At 51.7% G+C, this 20,923-nt stretch carries 21 protein-coding genes; 14 read left to right on the top strand and 7 right to left on the bottom strand.

All coding sequences use genetic code 11. From position 1 onward, the window contains the following. A partial coding sequence (locus tag Q0L26_RS04860; RefSeq protein WP_296648170.1) for a hypothetical protein occupies nt 1-560 on the top strand: 560 nt, incomplete at its 5' end. Next, nucleotides 561-1,352, top strand: coding sequence for a hypothetical protein (locus Q0L26_RS04855; protein WP_296648167.1), 792 nt, complete (start codon nt 561-563; stop codon nt 1,350-1,352). A 359-nt stretch (nt 1,353-1,711) separates the two neighbouring features. Here Q0L26_RS04855 and serA read toward each other — a convergent pair whose 3' ends face one another. Further along, nucleotides 1,712-3,301, bottom strand: coding sequence for a phosphoglycerate dehydrogenase (serA, locus tag Q0L26_RS04850; RefSeq protein ID WP_296648164.1), 1,590 nt, complete (start codon nt 3,299-3,301; stop codon nt 1,712-1,714). A gap of 113 nt (nt 3,302-3,414) precedes the next feature. On the opposite strand from serA, the gene Q0L26_RS04845 reads away from it, so the two are divergent. Both Q0L26_RS04845 and Q0L26_RS04840 read left to right on the top strand, forming a co-directional pair. Further along, nucleotides 3,415-3,996 (top strand): hypothetical protein, encoded by a 582-nt coding sequence (locus Q0L26_RS04845; protein WP_296648162.1) that lies wholly within the window; start codon nt 3,415-3,417, stop codon nt 3,994-3,996. A gap of 12 nt (nt 3,997-4,008) precedes the next feature. After that, the gene (locus Q0L26_RS04840) at nt 4,009-4,545 is read left to right on the top strand and encodes a dihydrofolate reductase family protein (protein ID WP_296648159.1); all 537 of its coding nucleotides are present in this window, start codon (nt 4,009-4,011) and stop codon (nt 4,543-4,545) included. 149 nt (nt 4,546-4,694) lie between these two features. Here the strand turns inward: Q0L26_RS04840 and Q0L26_RS04835 are convergent, their stop codons facing one another. From Q0L26_RS04835 to ilvD, 5 genes are all read right to left on the bottom strand, one after another. Continuing rightward, on the bottom strand, nt 4,695-5,915 hold the full coding sequence (locus Q0L26_RS04835; protein ID WP_296648157.1) for a multidrug effflux MFS transporter: 1,221 nt from the start codon (nt 5,913-5,915) through the stop codon (nt 4,695-4,697). A gap of 164 nt (nt 5,916-6,079) precedes the next feature. Continuing rightward, nucleotides 6,080-7,105, bottom strand: a complete 1,026-nt coding sequence (gene ilvC / locus Q0L26_RS04830; protein WP_296648155.1) for a ketol-acid reductoisomerase — start codon at nt 7,103-7,105, stop codon at nt 6,080-6,082. 83 nt (nt 7,106-7,188) lie between these two features. Next, nucleotides 7,189-7,695, bottom strand: a complete 507-nt coding sequence (ilvN, locus tag Q0L26_RS04825) for an acetolactate synthase small subunit (protein ID WP_296648152.1) — start codon at nt 7,693-7,695, stop codon at nt 7,189-7,191. Continuing rightward, nucleotides 7,696-9,450, bottom strand: a complete 1,755-nt coding sequence (locus tag Q0L26_RS04820) for an acetolactate synthase large subunit (protein WP_296648149.1) — start codon at nt 9,448-9,450, stop codon at nt 7,696-7,698. It lies immediately after the preceding gene. Between the two features lie 58 nt (nt 9,451-9,508). Next, nucleotides 9,509-11,200: a dihydroxy-acid dehydratase gene (ilvD, locus tag Q0L26_RS04815; RefSeq protein WP_296648147.1), complete on the bottom strand. Its 1,692-nt coding sequence runs from the start codon at nt 11,198-11,200 to the stop codon at nt 9,509-9,511. Between the two features lie 59 nt (nt 11,201-11,259). Here ilvD and Q0L26_RS04810 point away from each other — a divergent pair, with 59 nt between their 5' ends. Genes Q0L26_RS04810 through Q0L26_RS04785 form a run of 6 tightly spaced genes read left to right on the top strand, consistent with a single transcriptional unit; the run spans nt 11,260 to nt 16,211 of the window. Then, entirely contained in the window at nt 11,260-12,231 is a 972-nt protein-coding gene (locus tag Q0L26_RS04810; protein ID WP_296648145.1) for a magnesium transporter CorA family protein, read from the top strand. A gap of 9 nt (nt 12,232-12,240) precedes the next feature. Continuing rightward, nucleotides 12,241-13,131 carry a phytoene/squalene synthase family protein gene (locus Q0L26_RS04805; protein WP_296648142.1) on the top strand — a complete coding sequence of 297 codons (891 nt, stop codon included), beginning with the start codon at nt 12,241-12,243 and terminating at the stop codon, nt 13,129-13,131. Then, the gene (crtI, locus tag Q0L26_RS04800) at nt 13,128-14,732 is read left to right on the top strand and encodes a phytoene desaturase family protein (RefSeq protein ID WP_296648139.1); all 1,605 of its coding nucleotides are present in this window, start codon (nt 13,128-13,130) and stop codon (nt 14,730-14,732) included. Before Q0L26_RS04805 ends, crtI begins: the two co-directional genes overlap by 4 nt. Continuing rightward, on the top strand, nt 14,729-15,055 hold the full coding sequence (locus tag Q0L26_RS04795; protein WP_296648136.1) for a lycopene cyclase domain-containing protein: 327 nt from the start codon (nt 14,729-14,731) through the stop codon (nt 15,053-15,055). The genes crtI and Q0L26_RS04795 overlap by 4 nt, the downstream gene beginning before the upstream one ends. Continuing rightward, complete coding sequence (locus Q0L26_RS04790; RefSeq protein WP_296648134.1) at nt 15,052-15,348, top strand: lycopene cyclase domain-containing protein; 297 nt, start codon at nt 15,052-15,054, stop codon at nt 15,346-15,348. Before Q0L26_RS04795 ends, Q0L26_RS04790 begins: the two co-directional genes overlap by 4 nt. After that, on the top strand, nt 15,336-16,211 hold the full coding sequence (locus tag Q0L26_RS04785) for a prenyltransferase (protein WP_296648131.1): 876 nt from the start codon (nt 15,336-15,338) through the stop codon (nt 16,209-16,211). The genes Q0L26_RS04790 and Q0L26_RS04785 overlap by 13 nt, the downstream gene beginning before the upstream one ends. Here the strand turns inward: Q0L26_RS04785 and Q0L26_RS04780 are convergent. Continuing rightward, on the bottom strand, nt 16,165-16,839 hold the full coding sequence (locus Q0L26_RS04780) for a SprT-like domain-containing protein (RefSeq protein ID WP_296648129.1): 675 nt from the start codon (nt 16,837-16,839) through the stop codon (nt 16,165-16,167). The two genes, Q0L26_RS04785 and Q0L26_RS04780, sit on opposite strands and share 47 nt — an antisense overlap. Before the next feature lie 114 nt (nt 16,840-16,953). Here Q0L26_RS04780 and Q0L26_RS04775 point away from each other — a divergent pair, with 114 nt between their 5' ends. From Q0L26_RS04775 to nadA, 4 genes are all read left to right on the top strand, one after another. Then, entirely contained in the window at nt 16,954-18,372 is a 1,419-nt protein-coding gene (locus Q0L26_RS04775; protein WP_296648126.1) for a cytosine permease, read from the top strand. A gap of 25 nt (nt 18,373-18,397) precedes the next feature. Further along, nucleotides 18,398-18,868, top strand: a complete 471-nt coding sequence (locus tag Q0L26_RS04770) for a nucleoside deaminase (protein WP_296648124.1) — start codon at nt 18,398-18,400, stop codon at nt 18,866-18,868. A gap of 77 nt (nt 18,869-18,945) precedes the next feature. Continuing rightward, nucleotides 18,946-19,641 (top strand): NUDIX domain-containing protein, encoded by a 696-nt coding sequence (locus tag Q0L26_RS04765; RefSeq protein WP_296648123.1) that lies wholly within the window; start codon nt 18,946-18,948, stop codon nt 19,639-19,641. Beyond that, nucleotides 19,641-20,921 (top strand): quinolinate synthase NadA, encoded by a 1,281-nt coding sequence (gene nadA / locus Q0L26_RS04760; protein WP_296648120.1) that lies wholly within the window; start codon nt 19,641-19,643, stop codon nt 20,919-20,921. The genes Q0L26_RS04765 and nadA overlap by 1 nt, the downstream gene beginning before the upstream one ends. Nucleotides 20,922-20,923: the final 2 nt, after the last annotated feature.

The following is a 20,923-nucleotide window of genomic DNA, read 5'->3' as shown; positions in this document are numbered from 1 at the left end:
TGGGTGTGAGGGTTTATAACCCGGTTACTAATCAGTTCTCTAGTGTTGATGCGGTTTCTGGTGGTAATGAGACACCGTATGGGTATCCGAATGATCCGGTGAATAAAAACGACTTCAGCGGACTGTGGGGTTTGTGGGACACGGTTGATGTGGTGCTCACCATTGCGGTGTTTGTTGTCCCTGCGTTAGCAATCGTAAAAGTGGCAAGCATTGCATTTCGTGCAGCTGTTCTCCTTGCCAAAGTGACCAAAGCTTCGCGAGTTATTGGGTCCTCACAAGAGCTCACTGCCACAAGGAATGTTTCAAACCTAGCTGGACGCTTATGGACCCGATCATCAAAGAAGCTCAATTACTTTGGAGATAGAGACAAATCCGCATTCCAGCTGAGGGGAAATACTAGTGTTTCAAGTCGCCAATACCGCTCACCTGTCCAAAAGCAATATTCCCGAGAAGAACTGCGTGGTAAGTATTCCAACTATGAAGCTAGACCGAAAAGCGGTGGACGTTGGGAGACCAACATCCATGTTAGAGAAATCCCAGGCACATTTTGGAGACCCTAAGTGAATCTAGAAAAGTTCTCTGAAGAACAGGATTCTGAATTATTTCTTTCTTTCACTTCAGGTGATTTGCGAGGAAGATTTGGCCACCTTTGCCACCCATCATTTGCGCAAAACCAACCCCGCTTTCTCGGCTACGCCGAACTTTTAGTGACTCCCGCATTCGTTGCGAATGATTCTGAATCAAGTCGATACCCAGACGAGATTTTCTTTGAAAACATTCAAGAGGCGGTTAGGTTTCTTGAAACTAATTGCGCGATTGAAATCGGAAAAGAAGATCTCAAATCTTGGAAAGCGTACTTTGGCTTAGTAAAAAAATCGGAGCTAATTCAACCCGAAAACTCTGATGATCATGTGCAATTTATTGCATACCCCGAGTTACTCACCGCGCTACTAAAGCTTCTCATGAGCTCGCATATTGCTGAGCGTGAGGAGAAACAAGATTACTCGTCAGTTTATAAGAGCTTAAATTCACATCTGCTAAACGGGTTCGCCATAGCTCTTCTCCCAAACAAGCTCGAGGTAGTTGGAGACGACGGTCAGTCATTCGAGAATCTAAAACGATATAGATCAGCTGAAGACTTGACACAATTGTTTGGGGGCAGGGATTCTAAGTATCTGAAAAAATGCAAGGCGTTGGCACGATTTCAATTTCTTGTTTTTAGAACTATTCGCACACGATTCGGATCCTCCGAGTATTTGGAGCTGCTTGCTCTGGAACTTGGAAAGCGAGACCTCGCTTTTGTGCTCCTTCCGACAAACATAAGTTACAAATTTGCACCCGCAATTAGATAGCATCCAAGTGAGGTCATGGTGGATGCTGGTAGGTGAATCATTTATTATGACTGTCATGAACAATTTATCTTTGGCATAACGCCGGAAAAAGTCACTTCTGGCGGGGAATCGTCTACGCAGTTTTTGTCTTTATCACGTTCTTAGAAGTACCGCGCAACGAGTTTTTGATACTCGTCGGAGTGTCATCTGTAGCAATGGTTTTAGACTTTGTGTCATCAATAAAGCTAATTGCAACCAGACATTCACTGTCTAACCACTCAGTTTTTTGAATTTGCGATTTCACTCACGAGCCAAGGTCTCAGGTTAAGGTTTTGGGCCCCCGACATCCATCGGGGGCCCAAAACCTTTTTTTAGAACGACTAGGCGTTGATGTCGATAGCCTTCATAACATCTGCTTCGATGGCTACGCGAACAGCCTCGAGAACATCTGTGGCAACTGGTGAGTCAACAGTAATAACCGATAGAGCCTTGCCTCCCTTTTGCTCGCGAGCAATCTGCATTGCAGCAATGTTGATGTTGGCATCAGCAAATGCCTTGCCATAAACAGCCACGATGCCTGGGCGGTCTGCATAAACCATGAGCACTAGGTGCTCGGCAAGACCCAACTCAACGTCATAGCCGTTGATGTTTACGATCTTCTGGTGAAGCTTAGGGCCAATCACGGTGCCAGAAACCGAAGCGGTGGTGCCATCAGAAAGAGTTGCTTTGATGGTGGTCACGTTGCGGTATTCATCTGAGTTGGTGTCGACAATTAGCTTGACGTCGATGCCGCGAGCATCTGCCATGAGCGGAGCGTTGACATAAGAAACCTGCTCGGTAACAGCGTTCTGAAAGAATCCCTTTAGGCCGGCAAGCTTTAGCACTGAAACGTCGTGAACAGCGATCTCACCGCGAACCTCAACCTCAATTGCGGTTACGTTGCCGCCAGAGATGCCGAATAGCACCTGACCGAGCTTCTCCATCAAACTAATGCCCGGCTTGACTGAAGAGTCGATGTTGCCACCGGCAACGTTCACTGCGTCTGGAACCAAGTCACCAGCAAGTGCTAGCCGAACCGACTTTGCAACCGAGATGCCAGCTTTTTCTTGTGCCTCATCAGTTGAAGCGCCAAGGTGAGGGGTCACCAAGATGTTCTTGAGGCCAAGCAACGGGTTGTCTTTTGGTGGCTCGGTTACGAACACGTCAAGGCCCGCACCAGCGATCTGGTTGGTGTTTAGTGCCTCAAATAGAGCTGCTTCGTCGATGATGCCGCCGCGTGAGCAGTTAACGATGCGAAGGTTTGGCTTGGCAATATTGAACTGCTCGGTAGAGATCATGCCGGTGGTCTCTGGGGTCTTTGGAATGTGGATGGTGATGAAGTCAGACTTTTGCATCAGTTCATCAAGGGTGGCTAGCTTCACACCCATCTGCTCGGCACGGGCCGGGGTGATGTATGGGTCATAACCAATTAGCTCAACACCAAAACCAGCAAGGCGCTGAGCCACCAGGCCACCAATGCGGCCAAGGCCAACGATGCCCACGGTCTTTTCATAAAGCTCGGCACCGGTGAACTGAGCGCGCTTCCACTCGCCAGCCTTGAGTGAGTGGTTGGCATCAGGAATGTGACGAGCCAGGCCAAGCATCTGGGCGATTGCAAGCTCGGCTGCTGAAACCACGTTTGAGGTTGGCGCGTTGACCACCATGACACCGGCTGCAGTGGCAGCTTTGATGTCAACGTTGTCTAGACCTACACCTGCGCGAGCAACAACCTTTAGCTGAGGTGCAGCCGCGATTGCTTCTGCGTCAACCTGGGTAGCCGAGCGCACCAAGATTGCGTCTGCCTTGGCAAGAGCTGCCAACAGAGCTGGGCGGTCGGTGCCGTCAACGTTCACGACATCAAAATCTGGGCCTAGGGCTTCAACGGTTGCTGGTGATAGCTCTTCAGCGATTAGAACAACTGGCTTAGTCAATGCTTCATCCTTGGATAGTTGGCGCCGAATCGGCGATGTGTTTCAAGTTTAGGGGGCATTTTTGGCAAAATCGCTAGGCTAACTTTCGATAAACATAACTTAGAATTGGTTTTATGAAAGTAGCCGCCGCCAAGCTGTCACCACTGCTCAAAAGTGATGCTCAGGGGCTCATTTTGGCCGAATTATTCATGAATCCGGCTGAGTTCTTCACCATCACCCACTTGGCTGAATTTGCCGGGGTGAGCCTTCCGACTGCCATGCGCGAGGTTGATCGACTGCTCGATGGGCAATTGGTAATTCAAAAGGCCGTTGGCCGGGCCCGACTGATTCAGGCCAACCGCCAACACCTGCTGTTTGATTCGGTGAGTCAAATCATTGCCTTTAGCTATGGGCCAGCTGCCGTGTTGCCCCCACTTTTAGTTGGGCTTGACGGCATAGATCACGCATTTCTATTTGGCGTTTGGGCAGCTCGCCTTTCGCGACAAACCGCTGCCGCCCCCAAAGAAGTTGACTTGTTGCTTATCGGCAACGTGAGCCGAATCGAGGCTTCACGGGCCGCGGCCAAAGCCGAAGACCTACTAGGCCGCGAAGTAAACGTGCAGTTTGCCTCTGCCCTTGCTTGGAAACGCGAAGACACCGAATTTGTTCAAGACATCAAGTCAAAACCACTGGTTGAACTTACCCTCAAGCCCTAACGAAAGCCAACAATGACTACCTTCTTATTCTTTGCAGCCATTAGCTCTGACGGCTTCTTGGCTGGCCCCGACGGAGACATGGCTTGGGCCGAAAAATATTTGAGCGCCGACGAAGACTATGGATTCACCGCGTTGATGAGCCGAAGTAGAGCCATGCTCATGGGCGCTCGCACATTTGATTTCGAGTTAGCCGCGCTGGGCAACGAGCCGCGGGTTTTGCCAACCTATGTGCTCACTAATAACCCGATGAGATACGACGGAGTGAATGACTCTGAGGTAACTTTTCTAGCCGGAGACATCGAGCAGGTTGTGAACAAAATTAAATCTGAAGTCTCAGGCCAGGTGTTTGTGGTGGGCGGTGCCGATGTGGTGAGGCAGCTGCTTGCCAAGAACCTGCTCGATCACCTAACCCTGTTTGTTTGCCCAGATGTTTTGGGGTCGGGTACTCCCCTGTTTTCAACATCCATGGATGAAGCTCTCAAAGCCTTCACAATTGAAAAGACCCAAGCATTTAGCTCGGGCCTTGTTCAATACGACTATAAAAACTAGTTGCAGGTGCAACGCTGATCTTGAGGAACGCCTTCTAGAGCCTCTTCAATGTGGCCGCCGCAGCCGGTCCAGGTGACTTTATTGCAATTTGAGCAAAGAGCTGGTGAACACATAGGTTCCTCCTCAGATTCAATCGGATTCTTGTAGTTCTAGTTTATACCCCTAGGGGTATCCTTGCCATACTTCTTTTCTCGAATAATCAGCACTGTGATTGCGATGGTGGCAATGGTTGCCATGGTGAATGTCATCTTGATAATTGGTTCGCCAGCAATTAGCGAAAGCAGACCCGAGATTAGTGCCGCCGCAACGCTCTGGGCGATTCCGACAACACCTGAGGCTTGAGCTGCACCAGAGGTGAACGGAGCCATCGCCAGAGTGGTGCTATTGCCAGCGATTGAAGAACCCACACCGATAGTCACCATCAAAATTGGCACGATAACCCACACGCTGTGCCAGGTGTTTGCAGCAAACAGCAAGGCAAAGGCACCGGATGCCTGAATGATTACAAACCATTTGAGCGCCTTGCGAACTGAGACCCGCTTCAGAATTCTGAAGTTCACCTGCGAACCAACAATTAGAGCAAGCGCGTTGGTACCAAACATGACGCCAAACTCCCCCGGCGTTAGGCCAAGTTCGACCATCATCACCGAAGGAATCATGGTGACATAGGTGAACAACATTAGGGTTTGGCTCATCACCTGCATGATGGCGAATCTAAACTCAGTGTTCTTGGCGATGCGCCCGTAATTGACCAAAATTTCACGAAGACTGTGATCGGTTCGAGCCTGCACTGGCAAGGTCTCTGGCATTCTCAGAAAGTTGAGGCCGGCAAGCGCACCAAAAATGGCCAGGCCGACAAAGATCAGGTGCCAAGAGCCGAATGCCAAAATTGCCGCGCCTAGAGTTGGGGCCAAAATCGGTGCCGCCATAAAGATTGATGAAACCGCCGACATCGTTCGTGCCATTTCGTTGCCGGTGAACAAGTCACGCACAATTGCTCGGCTGGCCAGCATGGTGACTGAACCACCGAATGCCTGTGCGGCTCTGGCTATGACTAAGAACCATAGATTAGGTGCAAATACGCAGGCGATTGAAGCAACTATAAATATTGCAATGCCAAGTAGCACCGCTGGCTTGCGACCGTGGCGGTCAGAGAACGGCCCCCAAATTAGCTGACCGAAGGCCATGCCCACAAAGAACGAGAACAACGTGAACTGAATCTCTTTGGTGGTCACCACAAAATCGCTAGCCACCTGTGTGAATGCCGGCAGATAAAGATCGGTCGCAATCGCGGTGAATGCCGCCAGTGTGGCCATGGTTACCCACAAGAACCAGCGGTGCTCGCGTTTGGTTAGATCTGAAACCTGCATCTGAGTTTGCCTCTTCTTGATTCAACATTGAAAACCATTCAGTTGAACAAGTTTAGAACCGCTTGGCTATTTTCAATGTGAATATTTTGCCGTGAAAGGGGTAAAGAAAAGACCCCGCACCGAAGTGCGGGGTCTTGACGATTCCTAAAGGAACACCACTCGAATTAGCGAGCTGCGTTGCCTTCCTGGTAGTCGTCTGAGTTCTTGATCCATGAGAACAGCTTGCGCAGGGTGCGGCCAACTGCCTCGATTGGGTGAGCCTCGCCCTTAGCGCGTAGCGCTAGGAACTCAGGTGCACCTGCATCAACGTCAGCAACGAAGCGCTTAGCGAAAGTGCCATCCTGGATGTCGGTTAGAACATCGCGCATGCGCTCTTTAACCTCTGGGCCGATAACGCGTGGGCCTGAGATGTAGTCGCCGTATTCAGCGGTGTCAGAAACTGACCAACGCTGCTTTGCAATGCCACCCTCGTACATAAGGTCAACAATTAGCTTTAGCTCGTGAAGAACCTCGAAGTAAGCAACCTCTGGCTGGTAACCAGCTTCGGTTAGGGTCTCGAAGCCGTACTGGATCAGCTGTGAAGCGCCACCACATAGAACAGCCTGCTCACCGAATAGGTCGGTTTCGGTCTCTTCAGCAAAGGTGGTCTTGATGGTGCCCGCACGGGTACCACCGATTGCCTTTGAGTATGAAAGACCTAGCTCGAAAGCTGAGCCGGTTGCGTTCTGGTGAACGGCGATAAGGTTTGGAACACCACGACCGCCTTCGTACTCGCGACGAACCAAGTGGCCTGGGCCCTTTGGAGCTACTAGGAATACGTCAACGCCCTCAGGAGCGGTGATGTAGCCGTAACGAATTGCGAAACCGTGACCGAAAACTAGCGCCTTGCCAGCAACTAGGTTTGGAGCGATGTCATCGTTGTATAGGTCGCGCTGACGTGGGTCTGGTGCAAGAACAACGATTACGTCTGCCCAAGCTGAAGCCTCAGCTGGGGTTAGAACCTTTAGGCCAGCCTCTTCAGCCTTTGCCTTTGACTTTGAGGTTGCAGGAAGACCAACAACAACATCCACGCCTGAGTCCTTCAGGTTTAGTGAGTGTGCGTGTCCCTGTGAACCATAGCCAAGAACTGCAACTTTGCGACCCTGAATGATCGAAAGGTCTGCATCCTTGTCATAAAAGATTTCAGCCACTTTGTATCTCCTTGTTTTTCTGTAAAAGATGTTCGTTTGAAACTATTTGGTTCTACCGAAAGAGCGTTGCCCCTTCGAAGCTTTTATTTGAGGACCTTCTCGGTGATCGACTTTGAGCCACGGCCCATTGCCAATACGCCAGACTGCACCAACTCTTTGATGCCGAATGGTTCGAGAACTTTGAGGAAGGCCGCACATTTTGCAGTGTCGCCGGTTACCTCGATGATCAGTGCGTCGCTCACAACGTCGATAACACGCGCACGGAACAAGGTTACTGCCTCTAGCACCTGAGAGCGAGTAGAAGCGTCGGTCTTTACCTTGATCAACATGTGGTCGCGCTGAACAGCCTGATCTGCATCAAGCTCAACGATCTTGATTACGTTGATCAATTTGTTCAGCTGCTTGGTTACTTGCTCAAGCGGAGCACCCTCAACACCAATAACAACAGTGATGCGTGAGAGGCCCTCGATTTCGCTGGCACCAACGGCAAGCGACTCAATGTTGAAACCGCGGCGAGCAAAAAGCGCTGCCACACGGGTCAAGATTCCAGGCTTGTCTTCAACTAGAAGAGAAAGAACGTGCGTAGACATTTACTCAACACCATCCCAGATTGGAGCCGCGTCGCGGGCATATTGAATTTCATCGTTGGTTAGACCAGCGGCGACCATCGGCCAAACCATTGAGTCGCGGCTAACGATGAAGTCGATAACAACTGGGCGATCGTTGGTGGCAATTGCCAACTTGATTGCTGCGTCGATCTCTTCTTCTTTTTCAACACGGATAGCGAGGCAACCATATGCTTCAGCCAACTTCACGAAGTCGGGAATCATCAGTGCGTCGGTGCCGGTGTGAAGATCGGTGTTTGAGTAGCGCTCGTTGTAGAACAAGGTCTGCCACTGACGAACCATGCCCAATGAAGAGTTGTTGATAACAGCAACCTTGATTGGAATGTTATTGATCGCACAGGTAGCCAACTCTTGGTTGGTCATCTGGAAGCATCCGTCGCCATCGATTGCCCAAACTAGGCGATCTGGCTGAGCGACCTTGGCACCCATTGCAGCTGGAACCGAGTAACCCATGGTTCCGGCACCACCCGAGTTGAGCCAAGAGTTTGGGCGCTCGTATTTGATGAACTGAGCAGACCACATCTGGTGCTGGCCAACGCCGGCAGCATAGATAGCCTCAGGGCCACTCAACTCACCGATGCGCTCAATAACGTGCTGCGGTGAAAGCTTGCCGTCGGTTGCCTTGTTGTAGCCAAGCGGGTAGCGCTCAAGCAAACCGTTCAAGAAGACCCACCAGTCGGCGATGTCTAGCTTGGTGTTTTTAAGCACGGATGCCATCTCGGCATTTAGCTCGGTGATTACCTCTTTGGCATCGCCAACGATAGGCACATCAGCGAAACGAATCTTGCCGATTTCGGCTGGATCGATGTCAACGTGAATAACCTTTGCGCCGGTAGCAAAGCCCTTTACGTCACCGGTAACGCGGTCGTCGAAGCGTGCGCCAAGGGTGATTAGCAAGTCGCTCTTCTGCAGCGCGGTAACCGCTGGAACGGTTCCGTGCATGCCAGGCATACCAAGGTTCTGCTTGTGTGAATCGGGGAACGCACCGCGGGCCATCAAAGTGGTAACCACAGGTGCACCGATAAGTTCGGCAAGCTTTAGCAACTCTTGGTTGGCGCCAGCGCGAACCACGCCACCACCAACATAAAGAACCGGGCGCTTGGCTTCGGCGATCATCTGGGCTGCTGCCTGAATCTGCTTGCCGTGAGGCTTGGTAACCGGCTTGTAGCCAGCCAACTCAACCTTTGGTGGCCAAACAAACTCAGCCTTACCCTGCTGGGCATCTTTGGTAATGTCAACCAAAACTGGGCCTGGGCGACCAGTGGTAGCAATCATTACTGCTGCCGCCATAGTCTCTGGAATATCTGCCGCGTTGGTAACCAAGAATGAGTGCTTGGTGATCGGCATGGTGATGCCCACGATGTCTGCCTCTTGAAAAGCATCGGTACCGATCAGCTTTGAGCCAACCTGACCGGTGATTGCAAGCAGCGGAACTGAATCCATGTAGGCATCTGCGATTGCGGTAACCAGGTTGGTTGCACCAGGGCCTGAGGTTGCGATGCAAACACCGAGACGGCCGCTGGCTGAGGCATAACCTTCAGCAGCGTGACCAGCACCCTGTTCGTGACGAACCAAGATGTGACGAATCTTCTGAGAATCCATAAGTGGGTCGTAGGTAGGCAAAATTGCGCCACCAGGCAAACCAAATACGTCTTCGATTCCTAGCAACTCCAGGCTGCGAACAATCGCCTGGGCGCCGGTTAGAACCTCATTTGACATTGAAATTTCTCTCGTTAGCTTTCAAGCATCAACCAGTTGGCTGATGGTGGAATGCGAATTAGCCGCAGTACGCGCCCTCTGCTGCAGAGTGCACGAGCTTTGCATATTTCGCGAGAACGCCTCGGGTATAGCGCGGTGGAAGAGACTGCCAAGTTTGCTTGCGGGCAGCCAGCTCTTCAGGCTCAACGAGTAGTTCGAGCGAACGAGCAGCGATGTTGACTCGAATTAAGTCGCCATCGCGAACCAGAGCAATTGGCCCACCTTCGGTGGCCTCTGGTGCAATGTGGCCGATGCAAAGGCCGGTTGTGCCGCCTGAGAATCGTCCGTCAGTCAATAGTAGAACATCCTTGCCCAAACCGGCACCCTTAATTGCACCAGTAATTGCAAGCATCTCTCGCATGCCCGGGCCACCCTTAGGGCCTTCATAGCGAATAACCACTACATCGCCGGCGGCAATCTTGCCCTCGGTTAGGGCATCCATGGCTGCGCGCTCGCGCTCGAAAACGCGTGCTGGGCCGGTGAAGTCGTCGAGGTCAAAACCTGCGGTCTTAACAACTGCACCCTCAGGGGCCATTGAACCCTTAAGAATCGAGATGCCACCGGTCTTGTGAATTGGGTTGTTTAGTTCACGGATGATCTTGCCGTCTGGGTCAGGCGGGTTGATGCCAGCCAAGTTCTCGGCAACGGTCTTGCCAGTAACAGTTAGCGCGTCACCGTGAATTAGGCCTGCGTCAAGCAGAGCCTTCATAACAACTGGAACGCCACCAACGCGGTCTACGTCGGTCATAACGTAGCGACCGAAAGGCTTTAGGTCGCCAAGGTGTGGAACCTTGTCGGCGATGCGGTTGAAGTCGTCAAGTGAAAGGTCAACCTCAGCCTCGCGAGCGATAGCAAGGAGGTGAAGAACAGCGTTGGTTGAACCACCGAAGGCCATGGTTACGGCAATAGCGTTCTCGAAAGCCTTCTTGGTCAAGATGTCGCGGGCGGTGATGCCTAGGCGAAGCAGGTTAACAACAGCCTCACCTGAGCGGTGAGCCCAAACGTCACGACGACGGTCGGCAGCCGGTGGAGCAGCTGAACCCGGAAGGCTCATGCCAAGTGCTTCAGCAGCCGAAGCCATGGTGTTAGCGGTGTACATACCGCCACAAGCGCCTTCGCCAGGGCAGATTGCGCGCTCGATGCGGCCAAGATCTTCTTCAGACATCTTGCCGGCCTTGCAAGCACCAACAGCCTCAAAGGCATCAATGATGGTGACCTGCTTTTCTTCGCCAGACTCGAGCTTTACCCATCCGGGCATGATCGAACCGGCATACAAGAACACAGATGAAAGGTTTAGACGGGCTGCAGCCATCAACATTCCAGGCAGTGACTTGTCACAACCGGCAAGCAAAACTGAACCGTCAAGGCGCTCGGCCTGCATAACGGTCTCAACTGAGTCGGCGATAACCTCGCGCGAAACCAATGAGAAGTGCATACCTTCGTGGCCCATTGAGATGCCGTCAGAAACCGAAATGGTGCCGAACTCAAGTGGGTAACCGCCGCCGGCGTGAACACCCTGCTTGGTGGCTTCTGCCAAACGGTCAAGTGAAAGGTTGCAAGGGGTAACCTCGCTCCAAGAGCTAGCCACACCGATTTGTGGCTTTACCCAGTCTTCATCGCCCATGCCAACTGCACGGAGCATGCCTCGAGAGGCTGCTTTTTCAATTCCATCGGTAACGTCGCGTGAGCGCGGTTTCATATCTGCAGACATAGGCTCAAGTCTACCTTTTTAGCGAGAGTTTCAATGATGTTTAGGCCTAGGCTGATGCCATGGAACGCAGTCGCATTTATCGAAACGGAACTCTGGTTGGCACCGAGTTTAATTCGAATGACATTTCTGAGTTGATTCAAGAACCGGGAACCGCAATTTGGTATGACCTGGTCAACCCGAGTCAAGCAGTTTTAGAGCACTTTGGCGAAGAACTCGGTCTGCACGAACTTGCGGTTGCTGATGCCTATAAAGGTCGCCAGCGCCCAAAACTTGACCACTATGACACCCACCTGTTCATCAACGCCTATCAGGCAACTTTTAACCAAGACTCGGCTGAAATAACCACTTCAGAAATTGCAATTTTTGTAACCGATCACGCTGTGATCACAGTGCGAGACGATGAATCTTTTGACATCACCAAGGTGATGAACCGCTGGGATGAAAGCAAAGCGCTCGCCGAAAATGGTGTTGCGTTTTTGTTGTGGGGCCTGCTCGATGTGATTGTCGATGGCTACTTTGAGGTAGTCGACCAGCTTGATGAAGAAATTGAAAAACTCGAAGACATTCTGTTCGCCGACAAGCGCGACGACGCCTTGATTCAAAAACGCTCGTATGCCCTAAGAAAAGCTCTGGTGGTTTTGCGCAGAACCGCCAACCCGATGCGTGAGGTGTTGAATCCGATTGTGAAGCGAGACACCCAAGCCATAGGTGGCTCGATGTTTGCCTATTTTCAAGACATTTATGACCACGTGATGCGAGTTGCCGATTGGACAGACTCGCTTCGAGATTTGGTCACCACGCTGCTCGAAACAAACCTGACTATCCAAGGAAACCGCATGAACCTAATCATGAAAAAAGTGACCAGCTGGGCGGCAATCATTGCTGTGCCAACTGCGATTACCGGTTTCTATGGGCAGAACATTCCGTATCCGGGCTTTGGTGAGGTTTGGGGTGTGTGGGCTTCGATCGGCACCATGGTGTTGATCTCGCTCGGGCTCTATTGGAGTTTCAAGCGTCGAGACTGGTTGTAGCCTTAAACCGTGCCTAAGCCTTTGGAACAACCAACCAGCCTGAGTCAGTACACTCGTGCCGCTGAATTGGCTTCGGCCGAGGTTATTGCTGCGTATTCAACCTCGTTTGGCTGGGCAACAAAACTGATTAGTCGCACCAAGCGCATTCACATTCGCAACATTTATGCGCTGGTTCGCGTTGCCGATGAAATTGTTGATGGCGCCGCAGCCGAAGCGGTTGGCAACGGAATTTCGCATAATCCGCGTGACATTCTCGACGAGCTTGAGGCCGAGACCTATCGAGCCATGGATTGTGGGTTCAGCGCGAATCTTGTAGTTCACGCCTTTGCCCACACCGCCAGATTGGCCAACATCAGCAAAGACTTGGTGAAGCCGTTTTTTGCATCTATGCGCATGGACCTATTGACCAAAGAACACGATCACCGCGGTTTTGACCTTTATGTCTATGGTTCAGCCGAAGTCGTCGGCTTGATGTGTCTCGATGTTTTCTTGATGGGCCAACAATTGACCGTGGCAGAACGCAAAGAATTTGTTACTGGTGCACGCGCACTTGGCGCTGCTTTTCAGAAGGTCAACTTTTTGCGTGACCTAGCAGCTGACTTTAAAAAACTGGGCCGCTCGTATTTTCCGGGGGTCAATGTTGACACCTTCAACGAAGCTGAGAAAGTACGTTTGGTTGAAGACATCGAAGCAGACTTGGTGGTTTCGTCACGCTCGCTTCGAAAACTGCCACGCACATCTCGAAAGGCAGTTTCTGCCGCTCAAATGTTTTTCACTGAACTAAATCGCAACATCGCGGCCACCCCGGCCGAAGAACTAATTCAGCGCAGAATTCGAGTTTCTAACCCAAAGAAACTTGTGATTCTGACCCAAGCATGGTTTGGAGTTGTGCCTAAATGAGCCAAAAAACCGCAGTTGTAGTTGGCGGAGGAATCGCAGGTCTTTCAACGGCAGCGCTTCTAGCCAAGGCTGGAATGAAAGTCACATTGCTTGAGGCTCGTGAGAAAGTTGGCGGCCGCGCCTACATCTGGGAGAAAGACGGATTCAAGTTCGACATGGGCCCCTCTTGGTATTTGATGCCTGACGCCTTCGACCAGTTTTTCAAACTCATGGGCACCACTGCAGCCGAGCAGCTCAACCTGGTTCGCCTTGACCCGGCTTATCAAACTCGCAATGAGGGTTTTGGCGACAAGCTGATCATCCGTGAAAAATTGGCTGACAACAAAGTGCTATTTGACTCGATTGAGCCAGGCGCAGGCGACCGACTTCAGGCCTATATCGACTCGGCTGAAGATGCCTACAAGCTCTCGATCAAGCACTTTTTGTACACCAATTTTCAGAACGCAAAGTCATTTGTTCAGCCTGAGGTTTTGGCGCGTGCGGGTCGATTCATCAAGCACCTAGTTACTCCGCTAGACACCTTTGCTGGCAAATTTGTCACCGATAAGCGCCTGCGCAAGATTCTGAACTTTCCGGCTGTTTTCTTGGGTGCCTCGCCGTATGACACCCCGAGCATGTATCACTTGATGACCCACGTTGACATGAATGTTGGCGTGTTCTACCCAATGGGCGGGCTATACACGATCATCGAATCAATCGAGCGCCTTGCAAAGCAACACGGGGTTGAGATTCACACCAACTCAAAGGTCACCAAGATTGAAACCACCAAAGATGGCCATGTTGCCGGCGTAACAGTTGGCGAGGTGTTCTATGGAGCCGATGTGGTGATTGGCAACGCTGATCTTCACCACATTGAGACCCAGCTGCTTGCCCCTAAAGATCAGACCCTGCCTGAAAAATGGTGGCAAGACAAGGTGCCCGGCCCAAGCGCAATGCTGTTGTATCTAGGTGTTCGCGGCAAATTGCCTCAGCTAGATCACCACACACTTTTGTATGCCGATGACTGGGATAAAAACTTCAAAGAGGTGTTCCGAACACCTGAAGAAAAACGCAAATCTGGTGCCAAGAGTGCTATTCCTAGCCCGGCCTCGCTTTACATCTGCGCGCCTAGCATTACTGACCCTTCGGTTGCGCCTGAGGGTTACGAGAACATTTTCGTGCTGGTTCCGATTGCCGCCGACCCAGAGTTGGGCAAGGGCGGAATCGACGGTTCTGGCGACGCCGAATTCGAGGCAGCTGCCGACCGAATCATCCAGCAGATTTCTGACTGGTGCGAGATTCCTGATTTGGCTGAGCGAATTGTGGTTCGCCGAACCATGGGACCAAAAGATTTCGTTGACGACCTGAACGCTTGGTCTGGCACAGCACTTGGCATGGCTCACACCCTGATGCAGAGCGCGTTCTTTAGACCAACCAACAAGAGCAAAAAGGTTGAGGGCCTCTATTACGCCGGCCACCACAGCATTCCGGGAATCGGCCTGCCAATGTGCCTAATCGGTGCCGAGCTGGTCTACAAGCGATTGATCAATGACCGCTCAGCTGGCCCACTAAAAGATGAGATCAAGCCGATTGGCGAGAACGGGTGGAAGGGGCTTCGTTGAGCTTCATCTATCTAGCCGCTCTGCTGTTCTCAATCTCTGGCTTGGCCGTTCTTGATTTTCGCTTCAAGCTGGCGATTGCAAAATCAGCGCGTTATTTGTGTTTGATTTTGATTTCAGTGGTGTTCTTTTTGGTCTGGGATGTTGCGGGAATTCAATCGGGAATCTTCTTCAGAGGTGACGCAAGCCACATGACCGGTGTTCTGCTCACTGATGAGTTGCCGTTAGAAGAAGTGTTCTTTTTGATTTTGCTCAGCTATAGCTCGTTGCTATTACTGAAAGCCTTTGGTCGACGCGAGGCAAAACGATCAGGCGGTTCTAAATGAACTATTTGGGTTTGAATGCAATATTCTTGGGCGCTGTGATTGCGGCGAGTTTTCCGTTTCGCAAGCAACTGCCCTGGAAGACCATCGGCTTGGCCACCGGTTGGCTTCTTGTGGCCACAGCGGTTTTTGACAACCTAATTGTTGGCACCGGAATCGTGGCCTACGACGAAGCCCTGATCACCGGAATCAAAATTGGCGTAGCCCCGATCGAAGACTTTGCATATTCGCTTGCTGCTCCCCTGCTGATCTCGGTAGCAATTGAAATCACGAGAGGTTTGCGATGGAAGCCCTAAAGCAACTGTTTTGGTCTTCAAGACCGATTTCATGGATCAACACCGCGTATCCATTTGCAGCGGCCTACTTGTTCATCACTCGAGAAATCAGCATCGAGCTGATTCTTGGCACACTGTTTTTCTTGATTCCATACAACCTGCTTATGTATGGCATCAACGATGTTTTTGACTACGAAAGTGATTTGCGCAACCCACGCAAGGGTGGCGTCGAAGGTGCACTGCTGGCACCCAAGTGGCACCGCCTAACAATCTGGTCAGCCGTGCTCAGTTGTCTGCCTTTTGTAATTTATTTGCTCGCGGTTGGCACACTAAATTCAGCGGCTTGGTTGCTGCTATTTGTGTTCACCGTGGTTGCCTACAGCGCCAAGGGATTGCGATTTAAAGAAAAGCCTTTTCTTGATTCACTGACCTCGGCAAGCCACTTTGTTGGACCAATGATTTTTGGTGCAGCTCTAGCCGGAGCAGACCTTGGCGAACCAAAACTTTTGGCGATGATTTTGTCATTCACCCTTTGGGGAGTTGCCTCGCACGCGTTTGGCGCAGTTCAAGATGTAAAGGCTGACCGCGAGGGAAGCATTTCGTCAATCGCTACCGTGATCGGTGCTCGAGCCACCACCAGATTTGCTTTCATGGCCTATTTGTTCGCTGGAGTGCTGCTGCTAACTGTTGGCGACCTGGCATCGTTCGTGTCAGTTGCCGCGGTGCCTTACCTCTGGGTAGTCGGCACCCACTGGAACATCACCGACGAAACCTGTGAGCAAGCAAACCGCGGGTGGAAACGCTTTATTTGGCTCAACTTTTTTGCCGGATTTGTAGTCACTCAGTTTGTGATCTTGGCTGCCATCGGATTAAGTTTCGCCTAGAAAAACCCTTGCCACAGAGACCACAACTTAGCTCTCTAGCCGGCTGGCGATAGCGATAGTGCCGGTGGCCGTTGGGGCAAGTACCTACCCAACTAGCGGTCTCTTCAGCAATCTCACGACCGGTGAATTTTTCAGCACGATAGCCAATCGACTTGGCAGTCTTTAGCCAGAGTTTGCCGTGGCCGGCGACTTTTCCGCAGATTGCGTGCGCGATCTCATGAAGTACAACCTGCATGGTTTCATCCAAGGTGTGAATGTCGACCAAATAACGCGAAACCGAGATGCGCTTGTCGGTGTAATTGCAAAGTCCGGCTCTGCGCTTGGCCGAATCGAAGGCAAAGCTCCAGATATTTAGATCAAGGTGTTCAGCCATTTTGGTCTCGGCCATCAATCGAACAAAGTCATAGCGGTCAAGGCTCATACGCTGCATGCGCGTTTTGCCTTGGCTGAATTGGCGACCAGTTTGGAATCCAACATTTTCTAGGCGACTGATGGTCGGCAGGTCGTTGATGGCAACCGCCGTCTTGATTATTTCTTCGGTTTTGCGATCAAAATGCTCTGTTAAAACACGGATGAGCTCGCCCTCATCACCGAGAATCGGCGAGAGAAAATCATCCTGGTAGGTCATAGTGATTCAACCCTATTGTTTCGATTCTTCTATGGTTTGTTAACTACTTGTTAAAGCCCGCCAAAACTGGGAAAAATGTGAATTTGCTGTGAATTTTAGAAGTAAATTCTTCTTATGACACAAACAACCTCAGGCTCTGCGAAAGCAACCTCAATCGAAACTAACGACGTAGCTCCGATCTCTGCAGGTGAGCGTCACGGTAAAGCGTGGCACCTCTTCACTGTGTGGTCATCTCCGAACCTTGAGTTCGCGACCGTATTCGTTGGCGCACTTGCCATCGGCTTTGGTCTCAACATCTGGCAGGGCATTCTCGCAATTGTTGTGGGTAACGCTCTAGCCGGTATCACCCACGGAATCCTAAGCACCTGGGGCCCAGAAGCTGGCCTTCCTCAGATGGTTCTAAGCCGCAACGCATTCGGCAAGTGGGGCAACCTGATTCCTTCAGGTATGTCTACCCTTGTTGCCGGAATTGGTTGGTTCGCTGTGAACACCATCTCAGGAACCTTTGCTCTTGAGGCACTAGTACCAGGCCTAAACATCTTTGTTGCCCTTGCAATCATCATCTTGGCTCAGGTTGGTGTGGCATTTGTTGGTCACAACCTGATTCAGAAGTGGGAGCGCTACGCTTCATACTTCTTGGCAGTTGTTTGGCTAATCGTGGTAGTTGTTGTATTCACTCAGACCGGCGCATTCTCTGTTGCCGAGGGTGCATCAGCTGACTTCCCATGGGCTGGCTTCACCCTTACTGCTGGTGCTGCTTACGGTTACACCGCTGGTTGGACTGCATTTGCTTCTGACTACACCCGCTACCTACCTGCAAACACCTCAAAGAAGGCACTTGGCCTTGCAGCAGGTCTAGGAAACTTCGTAAGCACCTCGCTAATCATGATTGTTGGTGCAGCAGCATTCAACGTTCTTGCACACGGCAACTTCTGGGGCATTGAGAACCCAACCGAAACCTTCACTGGCGTTTTCGACCCAGCGTTCGCAAAGGTTGTTCTTCTAGCCATCGTGGTTGGTTCAGTTTCAGCTAACATCCTGAACGTCTACTCAGGCGCAATGTCATTCTTGGCAATGGGCTTCAAGCTTGGCTTCAAGTCACGCCGCGCAATCATGGTTGCGCTTGCTGGTCTTGTTGGTGGTTTCATCTCATACCTAGGTGTTGTCAACGGTGACGTAGCTCACCAGCTAGACAGCTTCTTGCTAGTTGTTTCTTACTGGGTTGCTCCATGGATCGCAGTTGTTCTAACCGAGCGCATCTTGTCTCGCGGCAAGAACGCTGGCGAGCGTGCACTTGCTCCTAAGAACTCATGGGCTGGCGCAACAGCATTCGTAATCGCAACCGTGTTCTCAATCTGGGGCTTCGCGTCACAGGTTCTTTACACCGGCCCGATCGCAATTGCTATTCACCACGTTGAACTAGACGGCGGAATCATTGTTGATGTTCCAGACCTAACCGCAGTTGTCGGTTTTGTTCTTGCATCAGCACTGTTCGTTGTGTTCTCAAAGTTCGACAAGAACAGCAAGAACTAATTAGCTAAATCGAGAGGCCTCGGCAATGGAATTCAAAGTTGGACAGATCTTCGCTACTGACGAAGAGAAGCTTCAAGTTGCCATTGCCGAGGCACACCTCGGTCTCGCCGAAGGCGGTATTCCGATCGGAGCCGCACTTTTCGACGAGGAAGGCCGACTGCTAGGCAGTGGCCGCAATCGCCGCGTTCAAGACGGCGATGCTTCAATGCACGGCGAAACCAGCGCATTCAGAAACGCTGGTCGCCAACGCTCTTATCGCAAGGTAACTCTTGCCACCAGCCTTTCGCCATGCTGGTATTGCTCAGGCCTGATTCGCCAATTTGGCATCGGTCGAGTTTTGGTTGGCGATGACAAAAACTTTATGGGCGGCCAAGACTGGGTTGCCGAACACGGTGCCGAGGTGCACGTAATGAATGACCCTGGCCTAATTGAGGTTATGCGCGAGTTCATCGAGAACAATGATGCTCTTTGGAACGAAGACATCGGCGAAGAGTAAAACTCAAAAACTTTAGAACTAAAAGTCAAAATGACACTAAGATAATTAATACTTAGTGTCATTTTTACTTTTAGTCGATGGTGGATCAGATGGTTAGCTCAGCGCAAAGCTCAGTTATCGCACCTAACCTTGCCGTTTCGACCGTAATTTTCACCCTGCGCCCAAACGCTGATGGCTGCCTAAAGCTTGCTCTTCCGCTAGTGAAGCGCATCCGTGCCCCTTTTGAAGGCCAATGGGCTCTGCCTGGCGGGCCACTCAACATCAGCGAAGACTTGGCCACTGCGGCATCACGCAACCTGCTTGAGACCACTCACCTAGAACCTCGCTATCTTGAGCAGCTCTATGCCTTTGGCAGCCTCGACCGCTCGCCGGGCAGCAACCTGGCCGATCGAGTGGTTTCGATTGTTTATTGGGCCCTCGTGGGCAACGATGAAGCCGGCACTGCCGTCGAGAGCGAAAACGTGCAGTGGTTTTGGGCCGATGAATTGCCAGCACTCGCATTCGACCACAACGAGATCGTGAACTATGCCCTGTGGCGCCTGCGCAACAAACTTGAATACAGCCGTCTGGCCCACAGATTCTTGCCTGAACTGTTCACGCTCGCTCAACTTCGCGAGGTTTATGAAGCAGTTCTAAACCGTGAGCTAGACCCGGGCAACTTTAGAAGAACTGTTGAAGCCGAGGGCGCAGTCGTGCCAACCGGCGAACGACTAGCCGGCACCAAACACCGACCACCACAGCTTTATCGCGCCAACCAAACAGGAGAAAACTAATGACCACTGCATCGGTCAACCAGCGCATCCAGCTAATTGTCAAAGGGCAAACCAGCGAGTCAACTTGCAGCCCTTCACTGGCAAAAGGCCCTTGGGAATTCGACGGCGGCCCAGTGGCCTACGGCCCAGGTGCATCCAGTGGTGATTTGATTCCGACTGGTTCACCTCGCCAGGGTGCGTTGCCTGAAGAATACAAAACCGCCACGGATGAAGAGCTGCGCCAGCGCATTATTGCGGCTAAGAAAACTCTTGGCGACCAGGTGGTTATTCTCGGGCACTTCTATCAGCGCGATGAGATCGTTGAACACGCCGACTACCTGGGTGACTCATTTCAGCTGGCAAATGCCGCCAAGGCCCACCCAGAAGCCAAGGCAATCGTTTTCTGTGGAGTGCACTTTATGGCCGAGACTGCGGACATTCTTTCGAACCCAGAGCAATCTGTGATTCTGCCGAACCTTGCCGCCGGTTGCTCGATGGCCGACATGGCTGACATCGACTCGGTGACCGAGGCCTGGGCACAGCTCGAAGAAATTTATGGAACCGAACCTGATGCAGAGGGCCGCGCTCCGATTATTCCGGTGACCTACATGAACTCTTCAGCTGCACTCAAAGCTTTTTGCGGCGAGCACGGCGGAATCGTCTGCACCTCGTCGAACGCCGCGATTGTTTTGAAGTGGGCCTTCGAGCGCGGACAGCGCGTGCTGTTCTTTCCGGATCAACACCTAGGTCGCAACACCGCCAAGGCAATGGGAATCAGCACCGACCTGATGCCACTCTGGTTTGGTCGCAAGCCGCTTGGCGGCAATACCGTTGAGCAGCTGACTGACGCAAAGGTGGTTTTGTGGAACGGCTTCTGCTCGGTGCACAAGCGCTTCACCGTTGCCCAAATTGAAAAGGCTCGTGCCGAGTTTGAGGGGGTTCGCGTAATTGTTCACCCTGAGAGCCCGATGGAGGTAGTTGACGCCGCCGATGAATATGGCTCAACCGACTACATTCGCAAGGCAGTTATGGCTGCGACCGAACCAACCACGTTTGCTATCGGAACCGAAATCAACATGGTTCAGCGCTTGGCGGCAGAGTTTAGCCAGCACAACATTTTTTGCCTAGACCCAGTGGTCTGCCCATGTTCAACCATGTATCGAATTCACCCCGGATACCTTGCCTGGGTGCTTGAGCGATTGGTTGCCGGCGAGGTTGTGAACCAAATTGTGGTCGATGACAAAGTTGCCGAGGGTGCCAAAGTAGCCCTCGAACGCATGTTGGCGGCGAAGCCTCTCTAGGC

This window comes from Rhodoluna sp., assembly GCF_024641065.1.
Classification (GTDB): domain Bacteria; phylum Actinomycetota; class Actinomycetes; order Actinomycetales; family Microbacteriaceae; genus Rhodoluna.
Note: the sequence above shows the minus strand (reverse complement) of the source record. Positions and strands in the feature narration are given on the sequence as shown.

Coding starts and splice junctions, on each gene's coding strand:
- ilvN (WP_296648152.1), bottom strand. CDS start 7,695: ATGTCTACGCACGTTCTTTCTCTTCTAGTTGAAGACAAGCCTGGAATC.
- Q0L26_RS04765 (WP_296648123.1), top strand. CDS start 18,946: ATGGTGGATCAGATGGTTAGCTCAGCGCAAAGCTCAGTTATCGCACCT.
- Q0L26_RS04840 (WP_296648159.1), top strand. CDS start 4,009: ATGACTACCTTCTTATTCTTTGCAGCCATTAGCTCTGACGGCTTCTTG.
- crtI (WP_296648139.1), top strand. CDS start 13,128: ATGAGCCAAAAAACCGCAGTTGTAGTTGGCGGAGGAATCGCAGGTCTT.
- Q0L26_RS04820 (WP_296648149.1), bottom strand. CDS start 9,450: ATGTCAAATGAGGTTCTAACCGGCGCCCAGGCGATTGTTCGCAGCCTG.
- Q0L26_RS04775 (WP_296648126.1), top strand. CDS start 16,954: ATGACACAAACAACCTCAGGCTCTGCGAAAGCAACCTCAATCGAAACT.
- nadA (WP_296648120.1), top strand. CDS start 19,641: ATGACCACTGCATCGGTCAACCAGCGCATCCAGCTAATTGTCAAAGGG.
- Q0L26_RS04810 (WP_296648145.1), top strand. CDS start 11,260: ATGGAACGCAGTCGCATTTATCGAAACGGAACTCTGGTTGGCACCGAG.
- Q0L26_RS04770 (WP_296648124.1), top strand. CDS start 18,398: ATGGAATTCAAAGTTGGACAGATCTTCGCTACTGACGAAGAGAAGCTT.
- Q0L26_RS04845 (WP_296648162.1), top strand. CDS start 3,415: ATGAAAGTAGCCGCCGCCAAGCTGTCACCACTGCTCAAAAGTGATGCT.
- ilvD (WP_296648147.1), bottom strand. CDS start 11,200: ATGTCTGCAGATATGAAACCGCGCTCACGCGACGTTACCGATGGAATT.
- Q0L26_RS04790 (WP_296648134.1), top strand. CDS start 15,052: ATGAACTATTTGGGTTTGAATGCAATATTCTTGGGCGCTGTGATTGCG.
- Q0L26_RS04785 (WP_296648131.1), top strand. CDS start 15,336: ATGGAAGCCCTAAAGCAACTGTTTTGGTCTTCAAGACCGATTTCATGG.
- Q0L26_RS04780 (WP_296648129.1), bottom strand. CDS start 16,839: ATGACCTACCAGGATGATTTTCTCTCGCCGATTCTCGGTGATGAGGGC.
- Q0L26_RS04835 (WP_296648157.1), bottom strand. CDS start 5,915: ATGCAGGTTTCAGATCTAACCAAACGCGAGCACCGCTGGTTCTTGTGG.